Source organism: Mesorhizobium sp. M1307, from assembly GCF_040318155.1.
Lineage (GTDB): Bacteria > Pseudomonadota > Alphaproteobacteria > Rhizobiales > Rhizobiaceae > Mesorhizobium.
On record NZ_JAMYLR010000025.1, the window covers coordinates 59,543 to 83,411 of the forward strand.

General features: G+C 61.5%; 21 protein-coding genes and 1 riboswitch. Of the genes, 12 read left to right on the forward strand and 9 right to left on the reverse strand.

Annotation, left to right across the window (positions count from 1 at the left end; translation table 11 throughout):
* Positions 1-252 precede the first annotated feature (252 nt).
* Both NKH16_RS23300 and NKH16_RS23305 read left to right on the forward strand, forming a co-directional pair.
* On the forward strand, positions 253-1,242 hold the full coding sequence (locus NKH16_RS23300) for a nodulation protein NodZ (protein ID WP_352901996.1): 990 nt from the start codon (positions 253-255) through the stop codon (positions 1,240-1,242).
* A 243-nt stretch (positions 1,243-1,485) separates the two neighbouring features.
* A complete protein-coding gene (locus tag NKH16_RS23305; RefSeq protein ID WP_352852326.1) occupies positions 1,486-2,901 on the forward strand; it encodes a mannose-1-phosphate guanylyltransferase/mannose-6-phosphate isomerase in 1,416 nt (471 codons plus the stop codon).
* Positions 2,902-3,423: 522 nt separating this feature from the next.
* On the opposite strand, the gene NKH16_RS35065 is transcribed toward NKH16_RS23305, so the two are convergent.
* The gene (locus tag NKH16_RS35065) at positions 3,424-3,687 is read right to left on the reverse strand and encodes a hypothetical protein (protein ID WP_502898322.1); all 264 of its coding nucleotides are present in this window, start codon (positions 3,685-3,687) and stop codon (positions 3,424-3,426) included.
* A gap of 342 nt (positions 3,688-4,029) precedes the next feature.
* Here NKH16_RS35065 and NKH16_RS23315 point away from each other — a divergent pair, with 342 nt between their 5' ends.
* Entirely contained in the window at positions 4,030-4,488 is a 459-nt protein-coding gene (locus tag NKH16_RS23315) for a (2Fe-2S)-binding protein (RefSeq protein ID WP_352467057.1), read from the forward strand.
* 3 nt (positions 4,489-4,491) lie between these two features.
* Positions 4,492-6,693 (forward strand): xanthine dehydrogenase family protein molybdopterin-binding subunit, encoded by a 2,202-nt coding sequence (locus NKH16_RS23320; protein ID WP_352901999.1) that lies wholly within the window; start codon positions 4,492-4,494, stop codon positions 6,691-6,693.
* Between the two features lie 1,285 nt (positions 6,694-7,978).
* On the opposite strand, the gene NKH16_RS23325 is transcribed toward NKH16_RS23320, so the two are convergent.
* The 6 genes from NKH16_RS23325 to NKH16_RS23350 are packed head-to-tail and all read right to left on the reverse strand — an operon-like array spanning position 7,979 to position 13,168.
* Complete coding sequence (locus tag NKH16_RS23325; protein WP_352449702.1) at positions 7,979-8,572, reverse strand: HupE/UreJ family protein; 594 nt, start codon at positions 8,570-8,572, stop codon at positions 7,979-7,981.
* A gap of 47 nt (positions 8,573-8,619) precedes the next feature.
* A complete protein-coding gene (locus NKH16_RS23330; RefSeq protein ID WP_352746241.1) occupies positions 8,620-9,159 on the reverse strand; it encodes a hypothetical protein in 540 nt (179 codons plus the stop codon).
* Positions 9,160-9,161: 2 nt separating this feature from the next.
* Positions 9,162-10,370, reverse strand: a complete 1,209-nt coding sequence (locus NKH16_RS23335; protein WP_023679464.1) for an agmatinase family protein — start codon at positions 10,368-10,370, stop codon at positions 9,162-9,164.
* 10 nt (positions 10,371-10,380) lie between these two features.
* Positions 10,381-11,190 (reverse strand): ATP-binding cassette domain-containing protein, encoded by an 810-nt coding sequence (locus NKH16_RS23340; protein WP_023679465.1) that lies wholly within the window; start codon positions 11,188-11,190, stop codon positions 10,381-10,383.
* Positions 11,187-12,065, reverse strand: coding sequence for an ABC transporter permease (locus NKH16_RS23345; RefSeq protein WP_352746333.1), 879 nt, complete (start codon positions 12,063-12,065; stop codon positions 11,187-11,189). The genes NKH16_RS23340 and NKH16_RS23345 overlap by 4 nt, the downstream gene beginning before the upstream one ends.
* 38 nt (positions 12,066-12,103) lie before the next feature.
* On the reverse strand, positions 12,104-13,168 hold the full coding sequence (locus NKH16_RS23350; RefSeq protein WP_352746239.1) for a putative urea ABC transporter substrate-binding protein: 1,065 nt from the start codon (positions 13,166-13,168) through the stop codon (positions 12,104-12,106).
* 101 nt (positions 13,169-13,269) lie between these two features.
* A riboswitch (guanidine-I (ykkC/yxkD leader) is annotated at positions 13,270-13,385 on the reverse strand.
* 381 nt (positions 13,386-13,766) lie between these two features.
* Between NKH16_RS23350 and NKH16_RS23355 the strand changes: the two genes are divergently transcribed.
* From NKH16_RS23355 to NKH16_RS23380, 6 genes are all read left to right on the forward strand, one after another.
* Positions 13,767-14,408, forward strand: a complete 642-nt coding sequence (locus NKH16_RS23355; protein WP_352449697.1) for an NADPH-dependent F420 reductase — start codon at positions 13,767-13,769, stop codon at positions 14,406-14,408.
* Positions 14,405-15,904, forward strand: a complete 1,500-nt coding sequence (locus NKH16_RS23360; protein WP_352746236.1) for an aldehyde dehydrogenase family protein — start codon at positions 14,405-14,407, stop codon at positions 15,902-15,904. The genes NKH16_RS23355 and NKH16_RS23360 overlap by 4 nt, the downstream gene beginning before the upstream one ends.
* Complete coding sequence (locus tag NKH16_RS23365; RefSeq protein ID WP_352746234.1) at positions 15,901-16,671, forward strand: type 1 glutamine amidotransferase domain-containing protein; 771 nt, start codon at positions 15,901-15,903, stop codon at positions 16,669-16,671. Before NKH16_RS23360 ends, NKH16_RS23365 begins: the two co-directional genes overlap by 4 nt.
* Positions 16,672-16,817: 146 nt before the next feature.
* The gene (locus tag NKH16_RS23370) at positions 16,818-17,162 is read left to right on the forward strand and encodes a hypothetical protein (RefSeq protein ID WP_023679472.1); all 345 of its coding nucleotides are present in this window, start codon (positions 16,818-16,820) and stop codon (positions 17,160-17,162) included.
* A 75-nt stretch (positions 17,163-17,237) separates the two neighbouring features.
* Entirely contained in the window at positions 17,238-18,032 is a 795-nt protein-coding gene (locus NKH16_RS23375; RefSeq protein WP_352746231.1) for a helix-turn-helix domain-containing protein, read from the forward strand.
* A gap of 3 nt (positions 18,033-18,035) precedes the next feature.
* Positions 18,036-18,719, forward strand: coding sequence for an MBL fold metallo-hydrolase (locus tag NKH16_RS23380; RefSeq protein WP_352746229.1), 684 nt, complete (start codon positions 18,036-18,038; stop codon positions 18,717-18,719).
* 161 nt (positions 18,720-18,880) lie between these two features.
* On the opposite strand, the gene NKH16_RS23385 is transcribed toward NKH16_RS23380, so the two are convergent.
* Positions 18,881-19,750, reverse strand: a complete 870-nt coding sequence (locus NKH16_RS23385; protein WP_352501394.1) for a LysR family transcriptional regulator — start codon at positions 19,748-19,750, stop codon at positions 18,881-18,883.
* 82 nt (positions 19,751-19,832) lie between these two features.
* Between NKH16_RS23385 and NKH16_RS23390 the strand changes: the two genes are divergently transcribed.
* Complete coding sequence (locus NKH16_RS23390) at positions 19,833-20,141, forward strand: YjiS-like domain-containing protein (RefSeq protein ID WP_352875458.1); 309 nt, start codon at positions 19,833-19,835, stop codon at positions 20,139-20,141.
* A 10-nt stretch (positions 20,142-20,151) separates the two neighbouring features.
* Complete coding sequence (locus tag NKH16_RS23395; RefSeq protein WP_352822612.1) at positions 20,152-21,135, forward strand: aldo/keto reductase; 984 nt, start codon at positions 20,152-20,154, stop codon at positions 21,133-21,135.
* 160 nt (positions 21,136-21,295) lie between these two features.
* Here NKH16_RS23395 and NKH16_RS23400 read toward each other — a convergent pair whose 3' ends face one another.
* Positions 21,296-23,374 carry a calcium-binding protein gene (locus NKH16_RS23400; RefSeq protein WP_352746218.1) on the reverse strand — a complete coding sequence of 693 codons (2,079 nt, stop codon included), beginning with the start codon at positions 23,372-23,374 and terminating at the stop codon, positions 21,296-21,298.
* Positions 23,375-23,869: the final 495 nt, after the last annotated feature.

Below are 23,869 nucleotides of genomic sequence, written 5' to 3' on the forward strand. Positions count from 1 at the left end.
ATGGGCCACATTCACGCAATCAATTTTACACATGTCGCCGGGCGCATTAGAGAACGCTGAATTTAAACCGGAAGCGAGTGTACCCGGCGTCAAGATTTGCGAGCGTCACAGAGATAAGGATAGGCAGTGCTGAGGGAGCTCTTCTGCCCCACGCGCAGCCTCTACCAAATCGCCCGGCGTAACGGTCGACTAGTATCGATTAAGAGATCCCAAGCCAGATGCAACCTCGTCTCTGAAACGAGATTTCCGAAAATGCAGGTCAGTGGATTGGTAAAGCGCAGGTTCGTCGTCTCTCAGAGGCGTACGGGGTTCGGTGATTGTCTGTGGTCGCTGGCGGCCGCTTGGCGCTACGCTCAGCGGTCGGGACGAACGCTAGCCGTCGACTGGCGCGGGTCCTGCTATCTCGACCAACCCTTCACAAATGCCTTTCCGGTGTTCTTCCAACCGATCAATGACATCGCTGGCGTACCGGCTATTTGCGACGACCGGATCAACGACTTTTCCTTCCCGGGTCCATTCTTCCCGGAGTGGTGGAATAGGCCAGCGATCGACTGCCTTTACCGCCCAGATGAGCAGATTTTCCAAGAGCGCGACGAGTTGGGCGAGCTCTTTCAGGCCGAACACGATGTCGAAGCGAACACAGTAGTGTGTGACGCTTGCTTGATGTGGCGCTGCGATGAGGATGCCGAGCGGCAGGTCTTCCAGAGTGTCAAGCCTCGGTCTGAAATTCAAACACGCATAGATGCCATTTACCAAGAATGTTTTGAGGGGCACAGCATCATCGGGGTTCATGTTCGACATGGTAACGGTGAAGACATCATGGACCATGCGCCCTACTGGGCCGATCCGGAGTTCGCCGTTCGACAAGTGTGCACTGCGGTTGATAAGGCTAAAGCGTTACCGCACCCCAAGCCTGTGCGGCTGTTCTTGTGCACGGACAGCGCGCAAATCCTGGATCATCTGTCGGCCAAGTTTCCCGATCTTCTCACCGTACCCAAGCATTTCCGATCCGATCAAGATGGCCCCTTACACACTGCAGCACTTGGGATTGACGGCGGAATTTCCGCCCTCGTTGAGATGTATCTTCTCGGGCGCTGCGATACTGTAATTCGGTTTCCTCCGACGAGCGCCTTTACACGATATGCACGCCTTTTCGTACCACGCGTAATTGAGTTCGATCTGAAGGAGCCAAGTCGTTTGATTTTGATAGAAGACAGCCAAAGAATCTCTGGTCTCAGTTAAGACCCGCCACCTGCACAATTCGGCGGATGCAACCAACAGGCTAGTTGAATGTCATCATTTCTCATCGAGGCCATGGAAGCGTCGTACGATACCGATAGCGTCGTCATCTGAGGCCGTTCGGCAACGCGCCAGAACTTCGCTGTTACTCGGAGGCCGCAGACCAAGCCAGAGCGACGGCGATCGTGACGCTAACGCTCGAAAGGGCGCGGGCAATCACTCCAGAGACGAAATCGAGGTTGTTATATGAAAGTGGTTCCCGTCATCATCAGCGGCGGAGCCGGATCGCGGCTATGGCCCGCCTCAAGGCAATCGCACCCTAAACCTTTCCTCAAAGTGGCAGACGGGCATTCACTGATGCAGCACACTGTGTTGCGCGCCGGTTCGATAAAGGGCGTAGTGGAACTCGTCGCCGTGACATCTGGGGAACACCTCTTCCTTACCAAGGACGACTTCGACGAACTAGAGTCCGTGGTTCTGCCACGCACGTTTCTGCTCGAGCCTGAAGGCCGGGATACGGCCGCCGCCGTGGCGGCAGCCGCGATCCATGCCCGGGCAACGCAAGGCGCTGACGCAATTCTATGCGTCTTCCCGGCCGATCACATGGTTGGAAACCTGCCTGTATTTTTAGACGTCATGGGCCGGGCAATCGAACATGCGAAGCTCGGGCGGATCGCCACATTGGGCATCACCCCAACCAGACCGGACACGGCATTCGGCTATATCGAAGCGGATGGTGAGAAAGTCGTCCGTTTCGTTGAAAAACCGGATCTAGACACAGCCAAAGCCTATGTCGCGTCCAAGCGCTTCTTCTGGAATGCCGGCATTTTCTGCTTTAGCGCACAAACCATGCTCGACGAGATGGCATCGCATTGCCCCGCGGTGATCCAGGCCGTCTCCGACAGCTACGAGAACGGCCGGTTCAGTCAAGGCGAAGGCTTTGCCAAAATCGAACTCGCGCCTGAGCATTTCGGCTCCGCGCCGCGAATCTCGCTCGACCACGCTGTCATGGAGAAGACGAATAAACTTGCCGTGGTTCCCTGCGACATGGGTTGGAACGACATTGGATCCTGGAACGCAATGGCCGATTTGATCGCCCCCGACGAAAGCGGGAACAGGATCCGCGGCGATGTTCACATGGTCGACACGACCGGCAGCTACGTGAGCTCCGACAAGCGCGTCATCGGAACGGTCGGCGTCAGCGATCTGGTGATCGTGGATTCCCCGGATGCTTTGCTCGTCGCATCCCGCGACCGCGTTCAGGACGTCAAGAAGCTGTTCGAGGGCCTCAAGGCTTCCGGAAATGAAGCTCACCTGGTCCATAGCACGGTACACCGGCCGTGGGGTAGGTACACGGTTCTTGAGGAAGGCGAGCGCTTCAAGATCAAACGCATCGAGGTGAAACCCGGTCGGCGGCTGAGCCTGCAGATGCACTATCATCGTTCGGAGCACTGGGTCGTGGTCAGCGGCTCCGCGAAAATCGTCAATGGCGAGCAGGAGTTGTTCCTGGCGACAAACGAATCAGCCTACATCCCCTGCGGCCATAAGCATCGGCTGGAGAACCCAGGCAGAATTGACCTGGTGATCATTGAAGTGCAGAGCGGCGATTATCTCGGCGAGGATGATATCGTTCGCTTCGACGACGTATATGGTCGAACGTAGATTTCACCCGCGCATGACGAGAACGGTCAACGTGTCGCTGACTAATTACCACCAGGAAGGCCGTCTGCCCACTCAGGACAGGATGCTTGTGGAATCGGGAATTGACCAAGGCAGCGGCGAATGACCGCAATCGGCATCAGGGTGGGACAAATCAACCGGAAAAGACCGGAGAGCATAGTAACGCAACACAGTCCCACTGTCGAATAGCCTTTGATATTTCTGACTTTCCAAGCACCCTCAGGGCCCAATTGTTTTCGCATGAAAACGAGCAAGGACAGGGGGAGGGCGATCTTGTGCTGGGCTTCTATGTCCAATCTTGCTCCTGTTCGTCGTCAGGTTGTGTGCAGCCCATAGCGCGGCTATCGCGAGGCTGGAAGGCCTCCGATCGATAGGTGCGGCGAACGGCGGCAACGAGGTGCGAATAGGATGGCTGAGCGTATGATCGAGAATACCGCAGCTGCGGTCTAGCGCGAAATGCAGCGTCTGTGACTCATCGGTCATTGCAGCGCAATGAACCGGAAATCATGACCCTAAGCCGCCCTTCATCAGCCCACCAGCGCCCAGAAGAAAGCGAAGATCCGTCACAATGCCTACCTGTACCAAGGCTTCAAGCAGTTCACCGCGAATGTGAAGACCGCCAGCCATTGCTTCTTCATTTTCGGCCATTCGCTCGCTACGAACGACGACCACATCCTTAACCGCATAGCGCGTGGCAAGTTTCGCAAGCTCTGTGTTGGCATCTAGAGTGAACCAGCATCCGCGGATAACCAGCGGATCATGAACCACGCGAACGAGCTAGCGGTGCAGCGCAACGAAAAATCGCCGCTTGATGTCGTCTTTTATGATGCTGCTACAGTTCATGTCTGGGGTTTAGGCTTAGAAGCGGAATGACTGCCAACCAGGTCATCGAGCCGGAAACTGACCGGCCGGTGGGCCCAAAAATGACATTCAGTTGCCGCCAGCCTTTCGACACGAGCCACTTCACGATCTCGCGATTGCCAGCTAGCGGCTTGTTGCTCGAGCTGCGCGATCCTAGTCTGTGGTCGCTATGCCTCAGCAAGAAGACTCCGGTTCCTAGCCGGGCGGAGGCGCAACGAGATAGCCAGCTCAGGACAAGGAGAGCAAGCCATGGTCGCTTTTACCCTCAATGGCGAGGCGCGAACACTCGACGTCGATCCAGAGATGCCGCTGCTCTGGGCGATCCGTGACGGCATCGGACTCACAGGAACGAAATTCGGTTGCGGCCTTGCCCAGTGCGGCGCTTGCACGGTTCACGTTAACGGCATGCCGACGCGCTCGTGCCAGACCGCAGTCGGCGACATCGAAGGAGCCTCGATCACCACCATTGAGGGCGTGTCGGGCAAGATCGGCGAAACGGTCCAGGCCGTGTGGGCCGAGTTCGACGTACCTCAATGCGGCTATTGCCAGTCTGGCCAGATCATGTCGGCCGTGGCCCTCCTGACAGAGACGCCGAAGCCGACGGACGATGATATTGATTCGGCGATGAGCGGCAATCTCTGCCGCTGCGCCACCTATCATCGCATCCGCGCGGCCATCCACGAGACCGCCAACCGGCTGGAGACTTGAGGCATGTTGCAGTTTCTCCCGAAGCATAATGCCGTGGGGCCCACGCGGCGCCAGTTCCTCCTCGGCACGGCCGTCACCACCGCGGGCTTCGCCGTGGGCTACCGGCTAATGATGGCCGCGCCCGCCAACGCACAAACGACGCCTGCAGCGGTCCAGGCGAACCCCTTCCAGACTTATGTCGAGATCACACCGGAGAACCGAATCGTCATCCACTCGTCGCAGTTCGAGATGGGACAAGGCTCCTATTTCGGCATCGCCACCCTGGTTATGGAAGAGCTCGACGGCGCCTGGGCGCAGGTCCACGTGGTCGGCGGATATGGCAATACCGCGCTCTACGGCAATCTCGCCTGGGGCGGGGCCGCGCAGGGAACCGGTGGCTCCACCTCGATGAGCTCGTCGTGGGAGCGCTACCGCAAGGCGGGTGCTGCCGCACGGGCCATGCTGGTGGCGGCCGCGGCGCAGCGGTGGGACGTGCCAGCCGGCGAGATCACAGTCGCTTCCGGGGTCGTGTCGCACGCCTCAGGGATGCAGGCGCGCTTCGGTGACCTGGCTGAAGCCGCAGCGGGAATGCCGGTTCCCGACGACGTGCCGCTAAAGCCCCGCGACAACTGGGCCCAGATCGGATCGGACAGCCTCAAGCGCTACGATTCCGCCGGCAAGACCAATGGCGCGCAGACCTACACGATCGACCTCAAGATGGATGGACTCAATACGGCCGTTATGATCCATCCGCCGAAGTTCGGCGCTGAGATCGAGAGCTTCGACGCCTCCAAGGCCAAGGCACTCGACGGCATTGTCGATGTCGTCCAGACGCCGCGCGGCATTGCCGTGGTCGGCAGGGACATGTGGACGGCGCTCAAGGGCCGCGATCTCGTGGAGGTGACCTGGAACGAAGAGAAGGCCGAAAGGCGCGGCACGGCCGAGATCATGGCCGAATACACTAAGGCAGCAGACGATCCGGGCGCGGCCACCGCGCGCGACGACGGTAACACTCCCGCAGCGTTGGCCAGTGCTGAGAAAGTCATCCAAGGGCACTACGAATTCCCCTATCTTGTCCATGCTTCGATCGAGCCACTCAACGCGGCCGCCCGAATCAACGAAGACGGCACCATCGACGTCTGGGGCGGACACCAGATGCCCGACCTTTATCAGGCGGCTGCCGCTCAAGTAGGCGGCACCACGCCGGACAAGGTGAGGCTGCACGTGATGAAGACCGGCGGCAGCTTCGGCCGCCGAGCGGTCTCGGACGCAGATCTCATTATCGAAGCTGTTTCCACAGCGCGTGCGCTGGGACCCGGCAAGCCAGTGAAGGTGCAGTGGACCCGCGAGAACGACATGCGGGGTGGGCGGTACCGGCCGACCTATGTGCACGCAGTCGAGGCGGGGCTCGACAAGGAAGGCAATGTCGTCGCTCTCCATGACCACATCGTGGGCCAATCGATCGCGGGCGGTTCGCCCTTTGCGGCGATGATCGAGAACGGCATCGATCCGACCTCCGTGGAGGGCGCCACCAACCTGCCCTATGCGATCCCGAACCTGAAGGTCGAGCTGACCACCACGGACGTGAACATCCCAGTGCTGTGGTGGCGTTCGGTAGGCTCCACCCACACCGCTTACGCAATGGAAACCCTGATCGATGAGCTCGCCGCCGCTGCGAACCGTGATCCGGTCGACTTCCGCTTGTCGATGCTCGGTCACCATCCACGGCATGCCGGCGTGCTGAAATTGGCTGCTGAGAAGGCAGGCTGGGACAAGCCTCTGCCGGAAGGCCGTTTCCGCGGCGTGGCCCTGCATGAAAGCCTCTCGACCTATGTCGCCGAGGTGGTGGAGATCACCTTCAACGATGGAAATGATTTCAAAGTCGACCGCGTCGTCTGCGCGGTAGATTGCGGCACCGCGATAAATCCTGACCAGATCCGCGCTCAGATGGAGGGCGGTATCGGCTTCGGGCTAGGCGCGATCCTCCAGGAGGAGCTGACCCTGACGGGCGGTGTCGTAGACCAAGAGAACTACGACACCTATATGCCGCTCAGGATCGAGCAGATGCCGCGCGTCGAGGTGCACATTGTGCCGTCCGACGAGCCGCCCACGGGCGTTGGCGAGCCGGGTGTGCCGCCGATCGGCCCGGCCGTCGCCAACGCGCTACGGGCGGCGACGGGCAAGACGATCCGCAAGCTGCCGATCATAAAGAACTTGTCAGCATAGCCGGGAATGACACCATGAAAACGGCCGCGATGAAGATCGCGGTCGTAGGTCGTTTTTGAACGCCTCCTGACAGGCGATCACCTCCATTCGATCAGTTTCCGGCGGCTGCCCGGTCCAATATCCGGTTTAGAGACGGTAACCCGTGTTCTGAACGACCGCAGACGGTCGTTGGTGCTGGTAGCACTAAAGAACCGCTTTCGAGACGCAAATGCCGCACGCAAATGTCTCGAAAGGGTCACGCTAGAGACTTTGTACCACCTAGTTGCATGTCTGCTATCGCTTTCTTGGCGCGAGAAGCGGCCGGTCCTCTGACGGCCCCATAACAGAACATTGATGTCTTCGCGCTGAGCGTCAGCAGTTGGCGCTACCGCGACCTTTCTCAGGAAGGCTGCACACCGACGCGATCTTCCTTTCGCCTTGCGCAAACCTCCCTTCCGAGTGAGGCGTTCAGTGCGTCGGCTTGGTGGACTGAGGCACTTCTGAGTGGGACAACAACATCGAAAAACATTGGAAAAGATTTGAATACTCTGAAGTCCCACTGATCTCTAAGAAATTGATTTTTATCGCTTTCTGAACACCCTCCGGGCCCACCATTATCGTTACCTTTCAATGATTTAGAGGCATTGTTGCACTTGGTTAGCCAAGTCAAGGCTGGCGAACCGCCGTCCATAGCGTTTGATTTTATTGACTTATGGTGGGCCTGTGGAGGCCGCAGATGTGTTGCCAACCGCCGGTGGAGTGTCAGGATCGTTTATCAAGTGCTTGAACGACGCCGGCACGGTGTTCGGAATAGAAAGCCGCGCATAGTCCCCTACGCAATCGACCTCGAATTACTGTCTGGATGCTACATCGGCCATCGCCGCACCCCAGGCGATCTCGTAGCCCATGCGTGAGAAGCCGAATTCGCGATCGAATGTGTTCGGCGCTTTGACACGCCAGTTCTTCATGACCTCGCCCGGGAGGCCGCCAGCAGCGGTGCCGTCCAAGTCACGCTCGCCGGCGCGGAGTTCACGACGGCGATCATTTGGCGTAGCTGGGAACAGGCCGGCGACGTCAGGCAAGACCGTCCGGCTGCAGCTAGGAAGTTAATCGCGACCCACGGCGGACCGCTCCGTACGCGCGCGCGGCGTACGGCAAGCTGCTAGCCTCAATCTCCGGATGAGATCAGAGTCGCTCAGACCGGGTCTTCAGGATCTGGTACAGCACGTTTCGGATGCGCTGCCAAACGGTTAGCCGGTTGATCACGCCTTCGCCTCCTGTTCATCGCAGATGAATGGGCTGCGGTTCAGATGATCTGTGCCGCCAGCGCCACGCCGACCAACGACGTGCCGACCCCTGCCGTGCGGATGGCTCGCGGCCAGCGCCGAAGTGTTAGGGCGGCTAACGCGCCGGTCGCGTGAAGAGCCGAAGTAGCGACCACGAAGCCGACCGCATAAGCGATGCCGCTGGCCGTCTCGGGAATTTCGAGGCCATGGGCATTGCCGTGGAAGAGGGCGAAGAGAGCAGTCAGCGAGGCGGCCACAGCGAGCGGAAGCGGCTTGGCAAGCGCCATCATGGCGCCGAAGACCACCAGCGATAGCGTTATGCCGGTTTCCAGTGAGGGCAGGCCGATGCCGGCGATACCGAGCAGGGCGCCAGCGAGCATCGCCGAGACAAAGCACGACGGCACGATGATGATCCCCTTGCCGCCGGCGCGAGCGGCAATGATGCCGACAGCCATCATGGCAAGCAGGTGGTCCATACCGGTCAGCGGGTGCTGAAGGCCGTCTACAAACCCGTGGGCATGAAATCCGCCGCTATGGGCGAAGGCCAATGAGGGGATGAGGGTTGTGGCGGCTGCCAGGGCGAGTCTGCCGAAGAATGAAAGCGTTCTGTTCATGGTTCTGGACCTGTTTGATAGGGGTGCGATCGGTTCAAGGCCGGTGCTCATTGTCCGGCCCCTGGCATGGTGAATTGTGCGGCGCCGGACCTGTCGGCCAGAAGTCGCGCCTCGCCGAAGTCAAGGGGCGTTTGTGCCTTGCCGTCATGGTAGACGAAGGCCAGGCGGCGCCGGCGCGACGTCAGTTTCGCGGGCAGCGGGTGATAGGTGACGCCAGCGCCGCCGATCATCGGCATGACGGCGCCGACATCGACCATGTCCTGCGTCTCGACGCGCAGGAGATGCAGCCGCATGCCGTCGGCGGTTTCGCCGACGAAGGGAATTCCGGCGAGGCGCAGGAAACTGGAGGGGTCGGGCGCCCGCGAAAACCCTTCGAGAAACGCGATCTCGACGAGATCGAGATCCGTCGCCGGCGCGTCGGCGGGTTCGGGCGCATGGTCGTGCGGTAGATGCGGTGTCTGCCATTGCAACGGCTTGCCGGCCGGCCCGTTGTGGCCGACGGGGTGGGGATGGTGATGATGACCGTTCGGCCCGTGATGGTGACCGTCGCCATGGTCATGGCTGTGGTGGTGATGATCATCGTGCATCGTCAAAAGCTCGTCGGCTTGTCGATGATGGATTTGTGCTTGCCGAGATTGCCGTGCGCGACCATCGAGCCGAGCGCCTCGACGACAACCCGCACGCCAAACAGCGCCGTGATGTCTGACGTGTCGTAGGGCGGCGACACCTCGACCACTTCCAGTCCGCAGATGCCGGGCGCCGACACTAGCCCGAGCAGCTTCAGTGCCTCGCGCGGCAGGAAGCCACCGGGCTCCGGCCAGCCCGTACCCGGCACGAAACCGCAATCGATGCTGTCGACATCGAAGGAGATGTATACGGCGTCGGTGTCCTTCCACGCGAGCTCGAGCGCGATCTCCGCCGCCTTCTCCAGCCCCATCTGTTCGATATCGGAAATCGTCAGCACGTTGGTGCCGCGCTTCCGCGCCTCGGCGACGCCGTAGCGCGGCACCTGCCAGCCGCCGATGCCGAGCTGCACCAGATTGGTGGCGGAGACGTTCGGCAAGTTGGTTGCCCAGTACCAGGGCGTCGTGTGCATACGTTCGTCGAGATCCTTTTCCTGAATGTCGATGTGGCGGTCGAAATGGATGATGCCGATGCGCTTGGAGGTAACGTCGGCGATGCCGCGCACGCACGGAAACCCGATCGAATGGTCGCCACCGAGCATGATCGGCAGCGCACCGGAAGAGGCGACATGGCTGACGCCCTTGGTGATCTGGTCGAAGCTCTTTTCGAGATTGGCGGGGATGGTGAAGACGTCGCCGGCGTCGCAAAGCGTCATCTGCTCGCGCAGGTCGACACCGAGCTCGTAATTGTAAGGCGTGTAGAGCGCCGAGATGCGGCGCATGCCTTGCGGCCCGAAGCGGGTTCCGGGCCGGTAGGTGGTGCCGCTGTCGAAAGGAATGCCCATGACGGCAGCGTCATATCTGCCGACATCGCGGACGTTCTCGACATAGGGCGCCTTGAGGAAGGTGTTGATGCCGGCGAAATGCGGCAACTCGCCTCGCGCGAATGTCGGGATCGACTTGTCGATGATCGAATCCGATCCGGGCAGGCCCATGTCGAGTGCCCATTTCTGTTCCTTGCGCCAGCCATCCTCGGGCAGCTTTCCTTCCGCCTCGATCGACTTCCAGCCCTGCATGTCGCGGATCTCGAAGTTCGGATGGTGGAAGCGTTGGCGTGGCTGGTGGTCGGTGAGCCCGGCGCGACGATGCCGGCGTTCTGGACTATCTCTGTGCATGAAACCTCCTTCACGACGCCGTCGTCGCGATTGCGCTATCCAGTCGGGTCGTCCCGACCATCGCGGCCACTTCGGCCACGTCTCGTGCGGAAGCCCGGTGCTTGCGGTCGAGCTTCAGATCGTAGGTGATCGTCGCGCCATAGGCGGACGGGAACTGGGGGTCGTGGCGCACCTTGTCGAAGACCAGCACGCGGGTGCCGAGCTTGAATGCCTCGCCGATATCGTGGGTGACCATGACCACGGTCATGCCGTGCTCGGTCCAGAGCTCGGTGAGCAGCTCATGCATCTCGATGCGAATACCGGGATCGAGTGCGCCGAACGGCTCGTCGAGAAGCAGGATCTGCGGCCGGCCGAGCAAGGTCTGCGCGATCGCCAGCCGCTGCTGCATGCCGCCAGAAAGCGTGGCCGGATAGAGATCGCGCGCATGGCCAAGCCCGACCCGTTCCAGCATGGTTTCGGCTTCTTGTCTGGCGCTTTTGCGCCTGGCGCCGAAGACGCGGCCGAACGGTCCGCCCGAACGGAAGTCCTCGACCAGCAGCAAGTTCTGTAGCGCGGTCAGATGCGGAAACACGGAATAGCGCTGGAAGACGATGCCGCGCTGCGGCGTCGGTTCCGGCACGATCGGCTGGTCGCCGACGACGACCACGCCGCCACTTTGCTGTTCCTGGCCAAGCAGGATGCGCAGGAATGTCGATTTTCCACAACCGCTGGCGCCAACCAGCGACAGGAATTCACCCGCTTCGGCGGAGACATTGACCCGTTCCAGCACGCGGGCGTCGCCGTAGCTCTTCTCCAGCCCATGGACGAGGATCCGGCTCATCTGCGCCGCACCGGATGGGCCCAGGGCGAGATGATGTGAGAGAGCCGCACGAGCAGCCAGTCGGTCATCACCGCAAGCAGCGTGATCCAGGCGACGTAAGGCAGGATGACGTCCATCGATAGGTAGCGACGAACGAGGAAGATGCGGTAGCCGAGCCCCTCGGTGGAGGCGATGGCTTCTGCCGCGATCAGGAACAGCCAGGCCGGCCCAAGCGCCAGCCGTACGCAAGTGATGAGGCGCGGCATGACCTGTGGCAGCACCAGCCTGAGCACCATGGTCCAGCTGTTGCCGCCGAGCGTCTGTGCCTTGGCGACGAGCTCCGGCGGCAATTCCATCACCCGGTTGGCGATGTCGCGCACCATGACCGGTGCGACGCCGAGAGCGATCAAGGTGATCTTGGCCGTTTCGCCGAGGCCGAGCGCAATGAACAGGATCGGCAGCAGCGCCAGTGGCGGGATGACGCAGACAACTGTGACCAAGGGCAGCAGAAAGGCCCTGACGCGCGGGATGAAACCTATGGCGACGCCGAGGCTGAGTGCCACCAGCGTGGCCATGCCGACTCCGGCGAACAGCCTGATCAGGCTGGCATAGGTGTCGGCCCACAGGATCAGGTCGCCGGAGCGCTTGTCCGGCACTGTCGCCAGGTCTGAAAAGGCCGACCACATCTGTGCAGGGGAGGGCAGCAGCTTGTCGCTGGGATTGACCGCCAGCCTTTGCGCCGAAGCGAAGAGATAGGCAATCGCCACGGCGGCAAACGGCAGCGTCCCAAGCAGCAACGCTCCGCCGCGGGAGACCGTCGCGTTGATGAGGCGAAGCCGCGCTTTCGGCCTGCTAAGTTGCAGGCGTGCGACTTCGGGGCCTGCTGCGGTCTGCATGATGCCGGTTCCTCTGGCTAGCATGTCGCGCTCCCGCGTCAGAGCGTTCCGCCCGCTGCCTCTGCCATAAAGGCCGGATCGAAGCGCAGCTTAACGTTGTTGACGTCGCCCAGCGTCGAGCCGTCGGGGAAGCTCATGCCGATCACGTCGACGCTCGGCGCGTTGGTACCAAGAATGCCGTGGCTGAACAGGAAGTTGCGCACCAGATCCATGGTCTTCGGCAGTTCGGCGCCGTTGGTGAATGCGACCGCCTTGGCCGGCTCGAAGAACATCGCCGTTGATGCAAGCTGAGCGTCGAAACCGGCAAGATCCGTCCCCGACGCCTTGGCCATCTCTTCCTTGGCCGCCTTGCCTTCGGGCGTGCCCGACGTCATCAGCGCCATGGCTTCATACCATGCACCGACAAGCGCCTTGCCCAAGGCCGGATTGTCCTTCAGCGTCGCGGTGTTGACGACCATCATGTCGATGATCTCGCCGGGAATCTCAGTCGAATCGAATACCTTGTGGGCGCCCGGCATGGCAGCGATTTCCGAGACCAGCGGATTCCAGGTGACGACGGAGGTGACGTCGCTGGTGCCGTAGGCAGCGACCATGTCGGCATCGGAGGTGTTCACCACCGTAATGTCCTTTTCGGCCAACCCTACCGTCTCCAGCGCGCGCGCAAGTAGGTAATGTGAGACGGAAAGCTCGACGAGATTGACCTTCTGGCCGGCAATATTCTTGAGCGCGGTCTTGTTCTTGAGGATGACCGCGTCGTTGCCGTTGGAGAAATCGCCGACGATCAAGGCCGTCGTGTCAACACCGCCGCCGGCCGGGATCGAAAGCGCATCCATGTTGGTCATCGAACAGCCGTCAAAGCCGCCGGCCGTGTACTGGTTGATGCTCTCGACATAGTCGTTGATGCGGGTGATCTCGACATTGATGCCGTATTTGTCGGCCCACTTCTTCATGATGCCGCTGTCGGAAAGATAGCCCCACGGCATCCAGCCGACATAGATCGACCAGCAAATCTTGAAGTCTTTCTTGGGCGCCGCTTGCGCGGCTGAGATGAAGGGGAGGCTGAGTGATGCGGCTAGGATGATTGTGGCCAGTTTGCGAAGCATTACATACCCCTGTTTGCGATCCGGATTGCGTCCGAACGTCTGTTGGGGGGTTCACGGAGCGCGCATCCGGGAGAGGTTCGCGCCAGCAAACCCGTGCAGGGTTCTCCCGGGATTTTGGCCCGCCGTGTTCCGCCAGATGCCTCAATGCATCTCAAGCGGTCGCGTCTCTTGGACCAGCACCGTGATCGACACGGCCGGAACCCTAGACGCTCTGCACGTGAATAACGAAGCAAGGGGCGTGCCAGTCCGGAAAGCCGTCCTGAGGCGGCCTTTCCCCGGATTTGCAGGCAATCGCGTTATGCTGATGCCACAAAAGTCATCGCAACGCCGACGGATTAGGCAAGGAAAATCTAGCGTCAACCAATATGAGAAGGCTTGTGCCCTGGGGACCTCCGCTGATCGCACCCTGCTCTATGGTCGCCCACACATACATGCCCAATAGGGACACGTTCGGGAAGGGCGTGAGCGCGCGGCGGATCCGGATGCCAATTGGCGCCGACCCATGTGACGAGTGCGCCCGATCGTGCAAGGGCAATTCGTGAAATAAGCGCGACTGCAATGATGCTAGGCAAGCCCGATCGCGTGTCGGGAGGCAGTTGTGAAAGTTGCGATCATCGGACCAGGCTCGCTCGGGAAGGCCTTGGCGAAATGTCTTGGCCTCGCCGGGCACGAAATTCGCCTCAGCTTCAGTCGTGACGAAGGCAAGTTGCGCGCAATCGCGGCAACCCTCCGTGTTGGCTTCGGTGCCCCTGACGAAGTAGCGAGATGGGCCGACGTAATTGCCCTGGCGACGCCATGGCCGGCTCTCGAGCTGGCGATGGACGCGCTTGGCGATTTGTCGGGCAAGATCGTCTGGGACAACACCAATGCAGTCGCGCCTGACCTTTCCACGATGCTGCTAGGCACTACTACGTCTGTAGGCGAGGAGGTTCAGAGGCGCGCGCGGGGCGCCCTTGTCGTCAAGTGCATTCCGACCTTTGCCGAATTGCTTGACAGGGATGATCCGCGTCTCAACGGCGATCCGGTGACGAGCTATGTCGCCGGCAATGACGCAGATGCCAAGGCGGCGGTTTGCCGGCTTCTCGCCGATCTGCCGACAATGCCGGTCGATGTCGGCGATCTCACGGCCTCGCGCCTGATCGAGCCGATGATGCTGCTATTGGTCCAGCTCGCCTATCGGCGCGGGATGGGGCCGACAATTTCCTTCAATCTCATTCGACAGGACGGAACCGGTTCATGACTGATTATCTACCCGCGCGGCGCAAGGCGATTCCAGTAGGACGTCTGCTGATCGATGGCCAATGGCGCGATGCCGTCAGCGGCGAGACTTCGACGACTTTTGATCCGACCACGGAGGCGGCGATCACCGATATTGCGAAGGCGGACGTCACCGACACGAGCGATGCCGTCGCGGCCGCGCAGCGGGCTTTCGAGCAAGGACCCTGGGCGCGGATGCATCATGAGGAGCGCGCCAAGATCCTGTTTCGCATCGCCGATCTAATGGACGAGCGGGCCGAGGATTTCGCGGTGCGCGAGGCGATGGATATGGGTATGCCCTATCGCGATTTCCGCGATATCATCATGCCGCACTGCTCAGGACTGTTCCGCTTTCATGGCGGGCTCGCCATGAGCGCGATGGACGGCGCCTATCGTACCAGCTACGAACCAAATATCAGGATCCTGACACGGCGCGAGCCGCTCGGCGTGGTCGCTGCGATCACCCCGTTCAATTTTCCCCTCGCGCTGTCCTGTTCGAAAATCGCGCCGGCACTCGCGGCGGGTAACACGGTCGTTCACAAGCCTGCGACCGACACGCCCCTGACGGCCCTCGCCTTGGCGCAAGTGATCCTCGACGCGGGCGTGCCGCCAGGCGTCTACAATCTCGTCACCGGCCCGGGCGGCACCATCGGCGACGCGCTGGTCAACGATGCCCGCGTCGACAAGATCGCCTTTACCGGGTCGACCACCGTCGGCCAGGGCATCATGCGCAACGGTGCCGGGACGATGAAACACCTGACCATGGAGCTCGGCGGCAAGAGTCCCAATATCGTTTTCGCCGATGCTGATATCGATGTCGCGATACAGGCAGCCTTCTGGGGCATCTTCTGGAACAAGGGCGAAGTCTGCGTCGCCGGATCGCGCCTGCTGGTTGAACGCGCCTGCTATGACGAGGCCGTCGAGAAGCTGAGCGCCATGGCGAAGTCGGCGACACTCGGCGATCCGCTGGACCCTGCGACGATGATCGGGCCGATCGCATCGCGGGGCGAGTATGACAAGGTCTTGAGCTATGTCGAAGAGGGCAAGCGCACCGCGCGACTGGCCGCGGGCGGCGGCACCCGCCAGGTCAACGGCAAGGGCCTCTTCATCGAGCCGACCATCTTCGCCGATGCGACCAACGACCTAAGGATATCGCGCGAAGAGATTTTCGGTCCTGTCCTGCCGGTGATTCCATTCGACAGCGAGGAGGACGCGATCCGGATCGCCAACGATACGAGCTACGGGCTCGCCTCGGGCATCCAGACCAGCGATCTCGGCCGCGCCTTGCGGCTCGCCGACCGGATCAAGGCAGGCACGATCTGGCTGAACTGCTGGCACAAGTACCATCCTAATGCGCCGTTCGGAGGTTTCAAGATGAGCGGCTATGGCCGCGAGCAGGGCCGCGTGGCGTGGGAAAGCTACACCCAATACAAGACGATTTGGGCGAATCTTGGCGAACCAGTCGAGATGGCGCGATGAGCGTGCGCGATTCCAACCCACTCGACCCGCGGCATCCCAAACGCGTCGCGATGGTCCTTTCAAACCCGGCTGTGTCAACCACCACAGGCTGGCCGGTCGGGTTTTGGTGGAGCGAGTTAACTCACCCCTGGCTCGCCTTCACCGAGCGCGGATACGAAGTCGCGATCTTCTCGCCTGAGGGCAACAAATGCGAGGCGGATGCATTGAGCGACCCGCGCGATCCGTCCGGCTATTCGGATATGGATCTGATCTCGCTCGGTTTCCTGTCGACGCCGAAACTGGCGGCGCTGGTGGAGACGACCCGGCCCATTGCAGAGCTGTCGGTCGACGCGTTCGACGCGATCGTCGTCGCTGGCGGCCAGGCGCCGATGTTCACCTTCGAAGACGCAACTGAGTTGCAGCGGCTGTTCGTCAACTTCTTCGCGGCCGGCAAGGTCGCGGCTGCCTTGTGTCATGGCGTCGCGCTGCTGCGTTACGCGCGCCTCCCAACCGGCGAGCTGCTGGCCAAAGGGCGCACTGTTACGGGGTTCGCCAATGTCGAGGAGGACTTCGCCGAAAATGCCGTCTGGGAGATGGGCGCGCTGCCGCACGGTACGCATCTGATGCCATGGCGGATCGAGGATGAGATGCGTGCGCTCGGCGCGAACTATATTCAGGCCGGGCTGTGGCGCGATTTTGCCGTGCGCGACGGCAATTTGATCACCGGCCAGCAGAACTTCTCCGGAGCGGCGACCGCCCGTCTTGTCATCGAGGCGCTCGGTGGCTGAGGACCAAAGACCGCTCCTGTCGGTGAAGTTCGGGAGACAAACTCGCCGTCAGGGCGGGCGATGCCAAACGACATCGGCCCAGTAGGATCCGGGTCCGTCCAAGAAACTCCACCTCAAACAACCACTATCAGCAGCGAGGATGAACCATGGCCGTAGTGACGACACTTGATATTGCCGGCCTGACGGCCGAAGATTATAGCCGCATCCTCGATCGGATCGGCGTGGAGAAACGGCCCGCTGGCGGCATCTACCAGCACATCGCGCATGCCACAGACGATGGTTATCGCATCATCGAGATATGGGACGACAAGGCAGGCCTGGAGCTCTTCTTGCAGGACACATTGTTTCCCGCCGCACAGGAACTGCAAGTTCAGCGTGAAATGACCATTATGACCCAGACACTGCACAACATCTTTGTGCCCCGGATTGGTGAACTGACTGCCCTGGCAAATGATGCGCCTGGTGGACCAGTCAAACGGGCAAAAGTGTAGGCATCAAGGATCGAGGATGCGGCGATCGATCATCGAAGTCCCGGAGGAACTTGCGTCCGGACGCCCGGTACAACGATGGTGACCGCGGCAAGTGCAAAGAGGTTGTTCTTTCCTGCCGGCGACTATCGCCATGCGCCGGCCGGAGTCGTTCAGCTGCGTGTGATTCGCAGCGGTTCATCCTATGCAGAGATCGATCTTGGCCGCGGGCTGCGGCGCGTCTTCACCCGCCCCGGCGACCTGCTGCTCAGTCTTCCCGAGCGTGCCACGCGGTTCAAGATCGAGGAGCCGCGAGAGCTGACGATGATCACCGTTGACTCCGCCCTGGCGTCAAGGCTCCTGGTATCCGCAGGCGGGACCCCCGAGGACCTGGTAATCCTGACCGATCGACCGATACGCGATTCGCTGGTGGCCGAGTTGTGCCGACGCCTCGAAGGCGACCCGCCAGTCAACCCGATCGTCCGCGAATGGACGCTGGGCCTGGTTTTCGCGAACCTGCTCCGTCTCGGGCATGCACGCCAGCGGCAGCAGAAGTCTCCGGTCCTAACCTCGCAGCGGTTCGACCGAGTCCTCGCTGCGATTGACGGCGATCTGGAAAAGGGGGTGTCGATCGACCATCTTGCCGGAATCGCGGGAATACCACGACGCGCCTTCACCGCCGCCTTTCGCGAGGCGACGCAATTGCCGGTACATCAATTCATTTTACGCCGCCGCGTTGATCGCGCGGTCGAGCTTTTGGAAAATAGCGATCTGCCGCTGGCCGAGATTGCTCAGCACGCGGGTTTCACTCACCAGGCCCATATGAATCGCGTCGTGACCCGATTGAAAGGGCTGTCGCCAGGCCGGCTGCGGTCTCGCAGGCGCGACGGCTGACTTGTGATCTATTCCAGCATCGCAGGGGCGCTTCGCCTGTCTGTCAATTGCTTCGCGCTCGCAGGTCCAGGCGTTGACGGCGTTCTGATCGACAGCGGAGGAGGGGGCTGGGCCCCGACAGTGGGGCGTCTTGAGCAGGCCATGGCGGAAGCCAAGATCGACCCGGCTTCGATCACGGTCTTGGCGCTCACCCACGCCCATCAGGATCATGTGCACGGACTTTTGACCCGCGACGGCCGAGTGCTCTTTCCAAACTTGAAGGCGATCGTAATTCCCGAGGCGGCTGTGCAGAGCTTTTTCGCTTACGCGCACCTTGCGCAGTTCCGGCCCCTGCTGAAGCCTGTCCAGAATGGCGACCAGGTGGGTGAGCGATTGAGGGCGGTCGCCTTGCCCGGTCATGCTGCCGGTCATACCGGCTACACGTTCGACACGGACGAGGACCGTTTCCTATTCTTCGGGGACATCGTTCATGTGCCGGCCTTGCAGTTCGGCAATCCCGCGTTCAGTTGGGGCTATGACGACGATCAGCTGACCGCGCGCGCAACCCGCCTAAAGGTTTTCAGTGAAGCGGCCGAGGCGGGGACGTGGATCGCCGGCGCGCACCTTGGCTGGCCGGGCATCGGCCGTGTGGTGCGTAAGGGCGAAGCATACGGCTATGAGCCGGCAGGAGGACGAGTGACCGGATAGGCGGCCCGTTGCTGATCGGTTTATACCGCTCTCTTCGTCCAAGGCAAGGATCTCGACGAGCAGCGCGCCGCACTCCGGCGTCCTCAACGCGGCGGTACCATCGTCCGGCCCACCAAAATATCTGATTCTTGATCCACTGGCGGCCGATCGATGCCTGAGGCTTACCGGATCGGCGTCTCGCCGCGAAACAGCGGCTGGTGCGCCCGCATCAAGGCGGCAATCCGGTCGGCGACTTTCCGTACCGGCGGGGAGTGACGTTCCTCGTGATGGGTGACGATCCATTGGTCGGTTTCAAGTTCGGGGATAGGCTGAGCAACGCGAACCAGCCGCGGATCGCCGTCACCGACGAAGCACGGAAAGACCGAAAGGCCGGCGCCGGCGGCCACCAGTTCGCGCACCGAATGGGTGTTGTTGCCGCGTACGGCGATGCGGTCGCCGTGATGGGCTTGCAGCCAGCGCGCCGAGGCAATGTTTGCGCCTTCGCCGGTGACGCCGACGAACAATCCGGCGGCGATGCCATTGATCAGGTGACGTCCGGAATAAATGGCGTGGGCGACCTTGCCGCTCTGACGGCCGGCCAGCCACTGCTCGGTCGGGCGCTCGCTGCGGATGCCGATGTCGGCGGCACGGCGGCCGATGTCGACCCGGTCGGTAGTGGTGACAAGCTCTACCCTTATGCCGTCATCGACCGTCCAGATCTCGCCGATATGGGCGGAAACGAAGGCCGAGGTCCATGGCCCGGCCGAGACGCGGACAATGCGGTCGGGCAGGTTTCCCTCGCGCCAGCGGGTCAGCGACTGCATTGCCGCCTCGACGTCTTCGGCGCGCCGCAGCAGTTCCTCGCCGACCGGGGTCAGCCGGTAGCCGGTCTGCTGGCGCACGAATAGAGGTTCGCCGATCTGCTTTTCGAGCGCGGTGACGCGTCGTCCAAGGGTGGCTGCGCTGAGGCGCGTGGTTCCCGTCGCTGCGCTCAAGCCACCCAGCCGCGCAACGTCGAGAAACAACCTCAGATCGTCCCAGCCGATATCCATTTTGCAGAAATGAAAAACTCCTTGCGACCGTGGCTGTAGCGCAAAGCGGGCATCGTGCGCAAGTATGCAGGCATTGGAGGCGTTGGACAATCCTGCCTGGCCGGACAGGGACAAGCGCCTCGGCTGGCCAAGAAGCGAACTGAACCCTTTCGATCGCGCATGCGATTGGCGCAGAGGTTTTGCGCTTCCGACCAACCCAGGCGCGCAGGCATTCTGCGTACCAAAGGAGACGATCATGTTGGATGAACTTCGATACCGTTTCGCCCGCTGGATTGCCTATCGCCAGACGCTTGCGAGCTTGAGGCAGGCCCGGGACAGCACACTGGCGGATGCCGGCATTTCTCGCGAAGAGATCCGCGAGCGTGCCCGCCACGCCAGCTTGCGTCGTTGAGGAGCCGGGCATGCAGATGATGATGCTTTGGGATGGCCGCTCGGTACCGCGCCTCGGCATCGGCACCTGGGCGGCGGGTGGCCCCGCGCGTTGGCGTGACACGGCGACAATCTATGGCGAGGTCGACGATATCAGGTCGCAAGCCGCGCTGGCGATGGCTTATGAGATCGGCGCGCGGGTGTTCGACACGGCTGCCGCCTACGGCGCCGGCAATGCCGAACTGATCCTCGGGCGGGCGTTGAGGGGTAAGGACGAAGCCGTCATCGTCACCAAGGTCGGCTATTTCGGCGATCCCGAAACGCGTAAGATCGCACCCGAGGATGCCTCTGCCGCGGCAATCCGGACATCGATCGACAATTCGCGGCAGCGCCTGCAGCGGGATTGTATCGACGTCGTGCTGCTACATATCAACGAGTATCCGATCGAGCGCGCCGGCGAGGTGTTCGATACGCTCGGCCTGTTGCGCCAGGAGGGCAAGATCGGCGGCTTCGGCTGGAGCACCGATCACCGCGAACGGCTTGCCGCCTACGCGACGCGCGAGGGGTTCGTCGCCGTAGAGAACGACTTCAATGTGTTTACCCCGGCGAACGAGCTGATGGCCGTTGCGGCGCGCGAGAACCTCGTCTCGTTCAGCCGGCTGCCGCTGGCAATGGGACTGCTCACCGGCAAATACACGCCGGCCATGCGGCTGCCCACCAACGATGTGCGCGGCGGGAATGCCGAATGGATGGTGTTTTTCAGGGATGGCGCCGCCAACCCGCACTATCTGTCAAGGCTCTCGGCAATCCGCGACCTGCTCACCTCGGGCGGACGCACGCTTGCGCAAGGCGCGCTCGGCTGGATACTCGCCAAGTCGGCAATCGCCTTGCCGGTTCCCGGCTTCACGCGGCCCGAGCAGGTCGAGGACAATCTCGGTGCGCTGGAGAAAGGGCCGCTGCCGGCAACGGTGATGGCCGAGATCGACGCAGTGCTGAAAATTGCCGAGACTGCGTAGGGTGTGGTGAATCCGGAATTCGCATTGGCGATAATGCGACCAACTTCGATCTCTCTGATGTCTGCCGATATCGCATTTTTCTTAGTCAAGCTTCCGTGGCGCAATTGACCACGGACGGAGCGGCGGACACGCTCGAGTTGAAGGTCCGCCGCTCCGGTTTTCAGATCAAAGAGTGATGCTGCAACGGGAGATGGGTAGCGAGCTGCGCTTGAGCTGCGCTGCCGACCGCGTCGCTGTCGAGAGAGAGCGACCCGGTTGAGCTGTCAAAGATGATGTGGTGGGAACCATCATCCGTGGCCGTACCAGCAGGGGAAGTATGCAATGAAAGCCCGCCCGACTTAAGCTCGGTAAGAGCGGCTTGATCGAGGTGCAGCTTGTCCTGAAGCTTGCTGAAGTCGAAGGCATCGTTGCCTCCGTGGCCAGACATGATCTCGGCGGCGGCGCCGTTTTTTGCCTGGGCGCCGACACTTTCATCGGGCTGGACGGTTTGCGCGAACCCGTGGCGGATGGTTGCCGTCTTGTCGGATGGATCGTTGGTCGCGAGAAGTTCCGAGCCGGCCGAAAGAGAATGGCTCAACGAGGCCAATATGCGGTCAACGCTGCTGCCCTCGCTTACCTTGTCGCCGGCATTATCTTGGGTGGTGTCAGTCGAACTGCCATCGCTGGCGAGGAGGTGAGAAAGCGCGGTCTTGCCATGACTGCCATCGCTGGTGCTGGCACCGGAGGCGGCGGTAGCAGTCGAACTGCCGTCGCTAGCGAGGAGGTGAGAAAGCGCGGTCTTGCTATGGCTGCCATCGCCGGTGATAGCGCCAGAGGCGGCGGTATCAGTCGAACTGCCGTCGCTGGCGAGGAGGGGCGACAGCGCGGTCTTGCCATGACTGCCATCGCTGGCGGTAGTGCCGGGGGCGGCGGTAGTAGTCGAACTGCCGTCGCTGGCGAGGAGGTGCGATAGCGCGGTCTTGCCATGACTGCCATCGCTGGCGGTAGCGCCGGAGGCGGCGGTAGTGGTCGAACCGCCGTTGCCGGCGAGGAGATGCGAAAGCATGGTCTTGCCATGATTGCTATCGCCGGTGGTGGCTTCGGAAGGGGCGGTGGCAGTCGAGGTGCTGCCGCCGGTGATGGTCCCGGCCGGGGCTGTGGCGGTCGAGGTGCTGCCGCTGGAGGTGGCTTCAGAAGGGGCGGTGGCGGTCGAGGTGCCGCCGCTGGAGGTGGCTTCGGCCGGGGCTGTGGCGGTCGAGGTGCCGCCGCTGGAGGTGGCTTCAGAAGGGGCTGTGGCGGTCGAGGTGCTGCCGCTGGAGGTGGCTTCGGAAGGGGCGGTGGCGGTCGAGGTGCTGCCGCTGGAGGTGGCTTCGGAAGGGGCTGTGGCGGTCGAGGTGCCGCCGCTGGAGGTGGCTTCGGAAGGGGCTGTGGCGGTCGAGGTGCTATCGCCGGTGGTGGCCTCGGAAGGGACCGTAGAAATGGGATCGGTGGCCGCAGCTTCGGAAGGAGCAGTCCCGGCGGTGCTGAGATTGTGTTGCCGGAAAACGGCCTGCAGTTCCGGGGAGCTCTCAAGCGCGGTGTCGCCTCGCTGTGAACCCCAGGCGTACGCGTACTCGAAGGCGGGTGACGGAACCAGCTTGGCCCAGTGGTCCATCATGGTTTCCATCTGGGCGGCGGTGGGCACGACATATTTGCCACCCATGTCGGTGTTATAGTCGCCACCGCCAAACGTCTGGTAGCCTGGAATGATCTTGCTCGTCGGGATGCCCGATGCCTGAGCGGCAGCGACGAATTTGTCGATCATGTTATAGTCGACCGCGCCATCCGTGCGGACAGGATAGACATCCACGCCGTAGTAATCGATACCGGTATTGGCGGGATTGTACGTGCCCGAAAAATCCGGATTCGCCGACGTCCCCAAGCTCATCATCGTGATGTAGGTCTTGGCGTCCGGCACATTGGCGTGAATCCAGTCGGATTCTGCCTTCAGATTCGCGGCGGAGGCGTAGGTGCCCCATTGGCCGGTGGGATCCGGCTCGTCGACCAGGAAGAATCCGAACAGCTTCGGATTGCCGATGAAAGGCGTGATCTTGTCGATAAAGGACGACGTCGCTCCGTCGGTTTCGTTGAGGTAGACCAAGCCCTTCATACCGTCCGGCAGCGCATTGAGTTGGTCAACAGATGAAACGTCGGCCAGATTGAATCCGGCTTGCGCAATTTCCGTGCCCGATCCACCTGACGTGTAATGCAGAGTTGTCATCCAATATTCCTTTTTCTGTTTCGACCGTGCCTACTTACAGACGGCGTATATTAGCGCCAAATCACATACCGACACCCTCTGACAGAAATATTGAGGTTTGAAGTAGGATTGAGCGTTGGAGGGGCGCTCCCTTCGAACTCGTTTCCGCAACGGTATCGACGACCAGCCAAGGATGGTTCTATTCGGGATAAGACTCGGCTAACTTGATCCGACCGTGTGGAGCTTGGCTCGAATGGCGCGGTCGAGAAGCCGTCCGACGCAGGACGGCCGGGAAATCTGAAAACCAGACCAAAAACAAAACCCGCCTACCGGCGGGTCGTCAGTGCGAATCTGCACCGTAGCCAAATTACTAGCATAGCTGCCGGCACAAAGCAAGAACAAAATGTGACGCAATCGACGAAGCTGCCGATCTAGAGCGGCGGACTTTCATGTGAGTCCATACCCTGCGGCTGCGAAGTAATTTCTGCATTCTGTTGGAGAGAAGAGATTGCAGAT